Source organism: Deinococcus marmoris (assembly GCF_001949125.1).
Taxonomy (GTDB): Bacteria; Deinococcota; Deinococci; order Deinococcales; family Deinococcaceae; genus Deinococcus; species Deinococcus marmoris_A.
Window position 1 is genome coordinate 1 of sequence record NZ_MSTI01000186.1, and the last position, 1,768, is coordinate 1,768.

Annotated in this window: 2 protein-coding genes and 1 pseudogene; 1 reads left to right on the plus strand and 2 read right to left on the minus strand. The window is 62.9% G+C overall.

Annotation, left to right across the window (positions count from 1 at the left end):
* Positions 1 to 365: pseudogene (locus BOO71_RS26120) on the minus strand (transposase); the annotation flags it as partial.
* Between the two features lie 16 nt (positions 366 to 381).
* The gene (locus tag BOO71_RS26125) at positions 382 to 603 is read right to left on the minus strand and encodes a helix-turn-helix domain-containing protein (RefSeq protein ID WP_075837134.1); all 222 of its coding nucleotides are present in this window, start codon (positions 601 to 603) and stop codon (positions 382 to 384) included.
* 191 nt (positions 604 to 794) lie between these two features.
* Between BOO71_RS26125 and BOO71_RS26130 the strand changes: the two genes are divergently transcribed.
* A partial coding sequence (locus BOO71_RS26130) for an EAL domain-containing protein (RefSeq protein ID WP_254843299.1) occupies positions 795 to 1,768 on the plus strand: 974 nt, incomplete at its 3' end.

Below are 1,768 nucleotides of genomic sequence, written 5' to 3' on the forward strand. Positions count from 1 at the left end.
ACGGAGACACGGATCAGGCAGAACTTCTCGAACAGGACGCTGGTATCCAGCGCCAGAATCAGGGTTTGACTGCCCCAGTCGCGCAGGGCACGGGTGACCAGTGGACCGTAAATGCTCGTGGGGTCTATGGCTGGATTCTCCAGCCACCGACGAACGCGGCGTTCGCTGCTTTGCGCGAACGTGGCACGGGAATGGATGTAGGGGAGCCACGCAGGGATAGAACTGCGCCCTGAGAGCACCAGGCCCGTGACCATCCAGGCCAACGTGTGGGCGTTACGGACGTCGTTCCACAACCCATGCTGGATGTGGGTGAGGACGGCTTGGTAGAGTCGGGGTGCGTCCCCGGCGGCATTTTTAGTCTTCACAACTAGAAAGTGTCCCCTACCGGGGACGCTTTCTCATACTTTCTGTCAGGCCGTCAGCGCCGATTAGACAGCTCAGCGCCTCACACAGCACCGCCAGCGTCTCGCAGCGCACCCCTTTGACCTTCCCTGTTCTGAGCAGCGAGAGATTGGCCTTGGTGATGCCGATCTCGACGGCCAGATCCTTGGCCTCGCGTTTGCGCAGGGCCATCATCACGTCCAGGCACACGATCATGGGCATCAGCACCGCCCTATCCGATGAAGCTCTCGCTCTCCATCTTCAGGGCGTTCGCCGTTTGCAAGACGTCCTTCAAGACAGCCGCCACCACCATGACAGCGGGAAGACATGAGGAGTAAATGAAGTCAGCGTCATGCTGCACGGCATTCCTCGGCTTCAGAGTTCTGTGAACGTGTGGTGCGTACCATCCGGCAATGTCCTCCTATGATCCGCCTCGCTCTGTGCCCAAGGGCAACGGCAGCCCGGCACTCTGCGACTGCCAGACCGTCGCACCGCTGGACATCACCCGCGTCACCGCCCTGTCCATTCGCGCTGGCTCCACCCACCTGCAACGCAAACTCGCTGTCTTTCTGTCCGCCCATGAAATTCCCGGCGAAATTGAGGCGGGTTCCATTCAGGTCAGTCGGACGTCGTTTGACCGACTGGACGGTCTTCTGGCCGCATTTTCACGCACGGAGCGCCCGGACCTGCTGGCCGCCCCCTGGCTGGACGGACAGCTTGATCTCTGGCAGCTGGCACCGCTGGAGCAGTGGATGCAGCGCCTGGCCACGCCCTGGTTCGCCACCATCAGCGATCACCTGAAGTTTCATCTGCAACCGGTGGTTCATCTGGGTACGGGCGAAGTGTACGGCTATGAAGCCCTGGTCCGCGCGCAGCAGCACGGCCCACTGATCGGTGCCTGGCCCCTCCTGAAAGCGGCGGCGGCCCATGGACAGGCCCGCGCCTTCGACGCCCATGCCCGCAAGACGGCCATCCGCCAGGTCTACCCGCAACTCGGCGCGGACCAGCAACTCTTTATCAACTTCGCTCCAGGCGTGGTCTACAACCCGGACATCTGCCTTCAGACGACGTTTGCCGCCTGCCGGGAGGTGGGGGCCGACTTCTCGCGGCTGGTCTTCGAGGTGACCGAAAGCGAGACCTTCCCGGACCTGGGATTGCTGCGCTCCATCCTGGAGCGCTATCAACAGGAAGGCGCACAGGTGGCCCTGGATGACCTGGGGGCCGGACACACCAGCCTGAGCTACCTGACGGAACTCCGGCCAGACATCGTCAAGCTGGACCGGGCGCTGATCAGCGGCCTGCATGAGAATGACCGCCGGGTCCCCCTGGTCAGCGCGCTGATCGGGTACGCCCATGACCTGGGCATCCGGGTCGTCGCCGAGGGCAT

Bases quoted from the DNA above. Each gene is read 5' to 3' on its own strand.
- BOO71_RS26125 (WP_075837134.1), bottom strand. From the start codon at position 603: ATGCCCATGATCGTGTGCCTGGACGTGATGATGGCCCTGCGCAAACGC.